This is a genomic window from Duncaniella sp. B8 (genome assembly GCF_005304985.1).
Taxonomy (GTDB): domain Bacteria; phylum Bacteroidota; class Bacteroidia; order Bacteroidales; family Muribaculaceae; genus Duncaniella; species Duncaniella muris.
The window spans coordinates 2,762,081-2,769,965 of record NZ_CP040121.1 but is presented as its reverse complement, the minus strand read 5'-3'; the positions used below and the strand labels follow the sequence as shown (position 1 = coordinate 2,769,965).

7 protein-coding genes are annotated in these 7,885 nt (G+C 49.7%); 5 read left to right on the top strand and 2 right to left on the bottom strand.

Going from position 1 to position 7,885, the window contains the following annotated elements; translation table 11 throughout:
- Positions 1-14 precede the first annotated feature (14 nt).
- Positions 15-2,000: a hypothetical protein gene (locus FDZ78_RS11765; protein WP_123398025.1), complete on the top strand. Its 1,986-nt coding sequence runs from the start codon at positions 15-17 to the stop codon at positions 1,998-2,000.
- 1 nt (position 2,001) lies between these two features.
- On the opposite strand, the gene FDZ78_RS11760 is transcribed toward FDZ78_RS11765, so the two are convergent.
- Both FDZ78_RS11760 and FDZ78_RS11755 read right to left on the bottom strand, forming a co-directional pair.
- Positions 2,002-4,125, bottom strand: coding sequence for a terminase (locus FDZ78_RS11760; RefSeq protein ID WP_136408611.1), 2,124 nt, complete (start codon positions 4,123-4,125; stop codon positions 2,002-2,004).
- Complete coding sequence (locus FDZ78_RS11755; RefSeq protein ID WP_123398027.1) at positions 4,100-4,531, bottom strand: hypothetical protein; 432 nt, start codon at positions 4,529-4,531, stop codon at positions 4,100-4,102. Before FDZ78_RS11755 ends, FDZ78_RS11760 begins: the two co-directional genes overlap by 26 nt.
- Before the next feature lie 132 nt (positions 4,532-4,663).
- On the opposite strand from FDZ78_RS11755, the gene FDZ78_RS11750 reads away from it, so the two are divergent.
- From FDZ78_RS11750 to FDZ78_RS11740, 4 genes are all read left to right on the top strand, one after another.
- Positions 4,664-5,404 carry a hypothetical protein gene (locus FDZ78_RS11750; RefSeq protein ID WP_123398028.1) on the top strand — a complete coding sequence of 247 codons (741 nt, stop codon included), beginning with the start codon at positions 4,664-4,666 and terminating at the stop codon, positions 5,402-5,404.
- Entirely contained in the window at positions 5,404-5,562 is a 159-nt protein-coding gene (locus FDZ78_RS14670) for a hypothetical protein (RefSeq protein ID WP_168182050.1), read from the top strand. The genes FDZ78_RS11750 and FDZ78_RS14670 overlap by 1 nt, the downstream gene beginning before the upstream one ends.
- Positions 5,563-5,589: 27 nt before the next feature.
- Positions 5,590-7,122, top strand: coding sequence for a hypothetical protein (locus tag FDZ78_RS11745; RefSeq protein ID WP_136408610.1), 1,533 nt, complete (start codon positions 5,590-5,592; stop codon positions 7,120-7,122).
- Positions 7,123-7,219: 97 nt separating this feature from the next.
- Positions 7,220-7,873, top strand: coding sequence for a hypothetical protein (locus FDZ78_RS11740; RefSeq protein ID WP_136408609.1), 654 nt, complete (start codon positions 7,220-7,222; stop codon positions 7,871-7,873).
- Positions 7,874-7,885: the final 12 nt, after the last annotated feature.

The window sequence follows — 7,885 nt, the reverse complement described above, 5'->3', positions numbered from 1 at the left end:
TTTATACTCTCGATATGGCTATCAAATTAAATAGACTAAGTAAAGTCAAACCTGCGAGTGTTGAAGATATGGATAGTATCGCAAGGGCACAGGCGCAGGGCGATGATATGCGCAGGGCTACTGATGTTCTGTTGCAAGCACAAACCCTATATCAAAATATGCATCGCTTTCGCCGTGAACGAGAGCGGAATAAGCGATATAACTACGGCGACCAATGGAGCGACATAGTGTGTGTGAACGGAGTGAAGATGACCGAGGAGCAGTACATTATGAAGCAGGGCAACATACCGCTGAAGAATAACCTCATACGCCGACTTGTGCGTAATGTTATCGGTGTGTATCGAAGTCAAGCGACAGAGCCGACCTGTTATGCGCGTGACCGTGACGAACAGAAATTAGCTGAAACGATGTCCACGGTATTACAATATAATATGCAGCTCAACCGCATGACCGAGTTGTATGCGCGAACTATGGAGGAGTTTTTAATCTCCGGTATGATTGTTCACCGCAAATGGTTCGGTCGCATGAATGACAAAGAAGATTGTTGGACGGAATATGTTCAGCCCAACAACTTTTTCATTGACAACAATATGCGCGATTTCCGCACATGGGATTGTTCCTGCGTAGGAGAAATACATGATGTCAGCTTCGAGGATGTGTGTCATGAGTTCGCCAAATCCCCCACCGATTATGCGAAACTCGCACAGATATACCGTTCTGCAAGAGAAAAGATTGTTCTGACACAAGCGTGGGAACAGTTCGGTTACTCTCAGTCCCCAGAAATGGATTTTCTTGTGCCGCGTGATGAAAGCCGGTGCCGTGTGATTGAGGTATGGCGCAAAGAAACAAAACCTCGCTATTGGTGTCATGATTATAACAACGGCGATATATTCAAGATTGAGCTTGAGGATTATAAAGAAATGGTAGTGGAAGAAAACACACAGCGCATCATGCAGGGGTTGGCCGCAGGTATGCCGCAGGAAGATATTCCACTAATCCGTGCCGAGTGGTTTATGGACTCTTTTTGGTATTATTACTACCTCACACCATTTGGCGATATTCTGAAAGAGGGAGAAACACCATACGACCACAAGAGCCACCCATACGTTTTCAAGGCATATCCTTTCATTGACGGCGAGATACATTCGTTTGTCAGTGATGTAATCGACCAACAGCGATACACCAACCGCCTCATAACCCTCTACGATTGGATTATGAGAGCATCGGCCAAAGGTGTGTTGATGATACCGAGCGACTGTATTCCAAAAGGAATGTCGCCGGAGGACTTTGCAGATATGTGGAGCCGCCACGATGGTGTTATTGTCTACACTCCGTCAAAGAACCACCGTGACCTGCCTCAACAGGTTCAAGCCAACTCTACCAATATCGGCATTAACGAATTGCTCAACTTACAACTCAAATTCTTTGAGGACATATCGGGTGTGAATGGAGCATTGCAAGGCAAACCCGGATATGCAGGAATGTCTGCGGCGCTCTACAATCAGCAGACACAGAATGCAACCACATCGTTGCTTGACCTGCTCGACACGTTCAGCGAGTTTGTGCGCGATGCCGCATATAAGGACGTTAAGAATATGCAGCAGTTCTACGACCAAAAGAGAGTATTCAACATTGCCGGTCGCGTAGGCACTCAGATTGAGTATGACCCCCGAAAAATCCGCGATGTTGAGTTTGACCTTTCAATCGTGCCGAGTACCGCGACACCTGCTTATCGCGCTATGGCAAACGACTTCCTTATGCAGTTGTGGCAACAGCAAGCAATCTCGTTGGAGCAACTTCTACAAGCCGGAAATTTCCCATTCGCAGACGAGTTGTTGCAGTCTATCCAATCGCAGAAAGAGCAGTTGGAAGCCGGACAGGTGCCGGAGGGTGTATCACCTCAACTTATAGCACAGGCACAGCAGGGCGCAAATATGAATGCCGTAAACCAACTGCAAGGTGCCATGCGCGGAGGTCAGCCACAAGCGCAAACCGCATAGGTTAGAATGAAGCCGCCGATACAACTTTAGGAACATATTTCAGATTGTTGCTGCCGCGAGTTACGACTTGCGGCAGTTCCATTTCATAGAAACAGATGTGCAGGCCTATTGCTCGTGTCATAAGCAAGTCGTCATGAGTACCGGCCTTTGCTCCGAAAGAACCGTTAGGCTTCTTCTCATAGTTCAAAAACTCGTCAATACAACGCTTGTCACGCTCAATATAAAGACCCTCACGTATAACCTTTACAAGCGTTGAGATAATCATCGGCTTAGTGGCAACATTAGTGTGGAAGCCATAACGAACAGGCAAGCCTTGAACAATCGCGTCCTCTGATTGCTTGCGAGCATACAGGTTTGGATAGATGTCTTTTATCTGATTGAGTATAGCCGTGGATTGGTCGCCGTCCACGTTGCGCTCCTTATCGTGTGTTTCGAGCGTATTACTTTCAATGACGAGCAGGGAGTTGTCGTAGAACGCAGCTATCTGAGCAGCTTTCCATGCCAACAAGTCCATATCAATGTGGCCGTACCATTGAGCGACAACAGACGGTTTGCCACCGTCCATCATCAACAGACGGTCGAATACCACAATCACAGACCAGTCGGCCTTATTGGAGCGACCGCCAACGTCCACGACAGTAAGGTAGCGGTTTGTCACCTCCTCCGGGTCATTAGGATTAACAGGGTCGGGCAAATTCCAAACCCACAACATACCCTGTGCATCGGCCTTGAACCGCAAATCGCGCAGAGCGTCCTCGCCCTCATCGCCGTGCGCATATATGTCGCCCACATAGCGAGGAGGCTTCTTTGTAGTCGGCCGCAGAGCCTCCACACAATACTTGTCGAATACAGCAGAGCCGGAGTTTACAAATGCCTCTACATCATCAGACGGATATTCGGAAGCCATTGAACCGTGGTCGTGATACTTTGCTCGTTCCTCAACATACCAATGAATGCCCTCCAATGTAGCACCAATCTCCCACAACCACCAAAGATACTTGCCACACTCCTCGCGGTCTGAGGGCGCAGAGCCGTTCAGCCTATTGTCGTACAACCATGTAGCAAACTTATATAACTCCTCCTTATTCTCAAATGGAAGTTGGTACAGCTCGATGTCAAACCACGAAATAAACAGAGGCTCAAACTGAGATTTAATTTCCGGGTCTTTGGCTGCAACATACTCGTTATGGAAGAAATTACCTACACCGTTGGCCGTGCTTTCATATACAATCATCGTATAAGGTCGATACAGGACACCCGAACAGGCAGAGCGCACAATATCCTCCGGCTTTTTGCCGTCAGTCGCTTTCCACAAACCGACCTCCGAAAGATGCACAAGAGCATAGTCACCACCACGACATGAGTCCGGCGACTCGGCAGAGCCTATTGAAATTGTTGCGTTACGTTGTGGCACAAGCTGAGTAAGGCCGGAGCGACCTACACCGACAAGTTTTTCCTCGTTCTCGGAGTATGTATCTCCTGCCTCATGGAGCATCGACACAGGGTAAGCCTCAATCATCTTCTTGAACATACCCTTGATTGTTTCAGAACCTTTGTTATAGTTGGATATGATTAGAGAGTTGAGGCCGGTGCGATGAATGAGTTGCAACCATGCCATATAAAGCTGTGATGTTGTAGAGCCTCCCCATTGTCGTGCTTTGAGCAGAATTATTCGTATTGGCTTTTCTGCAAGCCTCATACGTTCAAGCATCTCAACGAACCTACGTTGAGGGTATGACAAACGGAAAAGACAGTCGGGCTGACCGACCTCCTTGTTTTTGATGTAGACGAAAGTCGCAGCCCAAAATGGAAAATCATGCAATGAGCGGAGTCTAACAAAAGTATTGATAACGGCCTCCCTGTCCTCTTGAGTCGGCTCATCAACTCCCATATCATTGCGCAGGAGGCCGTCTATACCATTGTTCTTTATCAGTGCCTTGACAAGTGTATTTTCTGCCATTGAAGCAGGTAACCATTGTGACTGCATGGGAAAGTCCTGTATATGCACAAAGACACGTTTACCGACAGAACCCTCGCCGGTGATAGGATTGAACCGCGAAAACATCTCATCGCGGCGCTTGTCATTCTCAGCGACTATGTTAGAAACTGTAATTTCCTTTTCCATTGTCGTACCAGCCGTTGCGGATTTTGAATAACCTTTCAAGTGCTGATGAAACCTCCATATAGAATTTGGGTGCGGGAGAATTGACAACATTAAAGACCAACTGACACAGGTGCCAATCGGGGTGCTGTTCTTTTAGAGCCATTACCCTGCGGTGTATCTCCTCAAACATTTCTCGTTTTGTCGGGCGCATCGTTTCCAACACCGGCTTCCCTCGCATAATAGCAGACACCACCGCAGCCGCACGTTCCTCTGATACCCAAAACCGGGGAGAAGGAGAATTAACAATCTTCTCGCCGATTTCGTTCAACCGAACAAAACTCGCTGCATCTACCTGCTCTCGATATGCCTTTAGCAACGCTGCATTGCGTTCGCGAGTAAAGGCCAAAACACTTCCGAAGGACTTCATTGCGCTGCACTTTAAGGTATTAAACTCAATACAAAGATACAACATAGCAACTCAAAAGATAACGATGCCGACCCATTTAACACCCTTAACTTTGCCATAGATTAAACACCCATGTAACATCAATTTGAAACTATGGCTGAGGAAAAGCAAGTTAAGAGCAGACGTGACCAATTTGGCGAACGACTGAAAAAGAAATACCCCGACAGAGAGTATGCCGATGATGAAGCCTTATTCGGCCAAATCAGTGACGATTATGACGAATATGACAACAAGTTATCGGGCTACGAGGAGCGCGAACGCAAGCTGACTGATATGCTTGCGAATGACCCCCACAGCGCTCAGTTCATTACGGACATGGCGCAGGGCAAAGACCCGTGGACGTCACTCATTAACCGTATCGGCATTGACGGTGTAAAGGAAATGCTCGATGACCCTGCAAAGATGGACGAGTATTCTGCAAGCAACAAAGAATACATCGACCGCATGGCCAAGCAGAAAGGACTTGAAGAGGAGTGGGAAAAGAATATGAAAGCCACCCTTGCTATGCTTGAGCAGAAACAGCAGGAACTCGGTCTTACCGATGAGCAGATAGACGCTGCCGCCGATTGGATTAAGGAGGTTACGAATGACGCTGTAATCGGTATCATCAAACCCGAAACAATCGACATGGCTCTCAAAGCTATCAATCACGATGCAGACATCGCCGCCGCAAGTGAGGAGGGCGAAATCAGAGGCAAGAATGCCAAAGCTGAGGCAAAGCTTCGCAAGCCTAAGCGCGGTGACGGCACTCCGACTTTGGGCGGAGCCAACAATGCACCTGCGCCCTCTCGTGATAAAGGTTCAATCTTTGACATTGCAGACGGAGCGCGATAATGGGTGAACATATCAAATTTGTCGAAAAGCCTCTGCAACCCACCAAAGGTAGTGCAGGACTGAAAACGCAGCTTCCGGGATGCGCGACAACCGTCAGCAATCTTGCATCAGCAACAGGCGGCATCAAGCCGGGTAACATAGTATCAACCGATAAATAGACAATTTACATTTAATTTTATAACGCTATGGCAGAAATCGAAAACGTAACTGTAGGTTCGGGAGCGGCAGTTCCCACCTCTCCCGGCACAGCCGGGGTGCAGTCCCAAGCACCGGGTCAAGCCACTACCGTCAGCACTGTAGCGGGCGCAACAGGCGGCATAGCACCAGGCAATCTCGTAGAAACAGACATTGACGACCAACTGTTCCGCTTCCAAAGCGAGGACACGGCACTCATGTCGCTTATGCTCAAAGCAAAGAAAGTCAAGGTCAACAGCCCCGAAGTTGAACACTTCATGATTGACGAACAGCGCAGCTCCCTCACAACGGACACCGCAGTCGCAGCAAGTTCAAAGGCTCAGTTCGTACTTCCCCTTGCGGCAAGCGACCAAAACATTCCGCGCGACTATCACACACTTCTCGTCCCCGATGTGGACGGCTATGCTCCCGATGGCAAGACCGTTACCCCCGGCAAGAGCCTCATGCTCTTTGTTACAGGCCGTGACACAACCACCGACAACCCCGTAGTTCGTGCAGTCAATGGTCCGAAAACAAACGAGACCGATGCTTTCTGCACAACTCCTGCCATTCCTGCCGGTTCAAAGGTGAAACTTCTCGCCAATGCGATGTATGAAACGCAGAAAGAAGTAGACCCCGACCTCATCGTGCCTCGCCCCTCTATTGTATATCTTCAGAAGCGTGGCATGAACCAAGTTGTTTCCGACTACTTCGAGGCACAGAAGAAGCACATTCCGTTCACGCAGAGCCTCATCGCAGAACAGGCAATCCTTAATTTCAAGCGTGCCGGCAACCGCACCCTGTGGACGGGTATCAAAGGCAAGCTCCCTGTCAAGGTGCCCAAGCTCGGCGAACAGATGGTTTACTTCACCGAGGGTATCCGTTGGCAGTTCAAGCGCGAACTGCAGCACGCAGGTACATGGACTTACGAGAAGCTCATTGCCCTTGCCAAGATGTATTTCACCGGCGAAGATGTTCCCAAGACCGCCCTGCTCCTTGCAGGTAAGAACCTCCTTGAAGAATTGCAGTGCATCGACTTCAGCAAGCACAAGGAAATTCAGATTGTCACCAAGACGAACCCTATCGGTTGGACTGTCACAAGCATTCACACCGTGTTCGGCGACATCGACATCAAGCGTGAGCCTACTCTTGACACTCTCGGCTATTCCAACTCCGGCGCCCTCATAGGCGAAGACCGCCTCGTCCACTACATCTACTCGCAGCAGCACGAGTTCAACGACCGTGTGGAGGGCGAAGAAGCTACTCGCAAGGGTATCGTTGTGTGGGACGGCCTCGCACTCAAAGGCGCTTGTCACATTTGGATTGACGGTGAGGGCGAAAAGGCAAATGCCGGTGCCACCACCTACACCATTTGGGAGAGCAAAGAAGCTCCTGTCGGTGCCGACCTCGTTGAAGGCCGCGTATATCTGCTCACACAGGACTGCCCCGGCATCAATGCCGCCGCACAGAACGGTCAGATGTGGCAGTACAAGGGTGAAACAGGCGGTTGGGTAGAGTTCACAGGTGAAATCATCGCAGACTAACCCGTATCATCAAATTAAACAGGAAAAGTGGCGGAGGGCGGCCAACGCCTTACCGCCACTTTTTTCATTCAACAAATCTCAAACCCCATATAAGACAATGGAAAAAATCACTTATGGCGCACCCCGACTTGTTGATTGGGTCGCACAGATTAAAGCCGGAGCCGCTACTGTAAGGGTACATTTCACCGGCGGAGCGCTTACTTCGTATGGTGTTACTCCTGCCGAGTACACCACGGCCAATCCTTTCATTCAGAAAGTGATTGAGCAAAGCACCTATTTCAAGGAAGGTCGCATCATTCTTTTGCGCAGAACCGCGTTGCCCGATGTTGCGAAGCCAACAAAAGCCGCAAAGCCGAAGCCCCAAGCACCGGCACCTAAACCCCAAACAGTCGCTCCGACTCCCGAAGCTCCTGCGCCTGCACCTGCCGAGGTTGAGGCCAAAGTCGAGGAGGCCGAAAGCCCTGCACCGGCTCCTGTCCCCGAAGCAGAACAATCTGCCGAGGAAGCAACAGCGTCAGCCGAAGAAGTCGCAAACGATGAGGCGGCAGACGGCCTCACAATCGTTGAAGCAAGCTGCCTCCAAGACGCACAGGCATACCTGCAAGAGCAATTCAACATTTCTTCCTACAAAGTCCGCTCCTACGATGCCGCGCAGAAAGCCGCATCAGAGCATGGTGTTAAGTTCGTTGGCGCAAAGTTCGACACCCTTAACGGCGGCGAAAGCACCGAGAGCGAAAGCGTAGAAGAATAAACTACATGACGC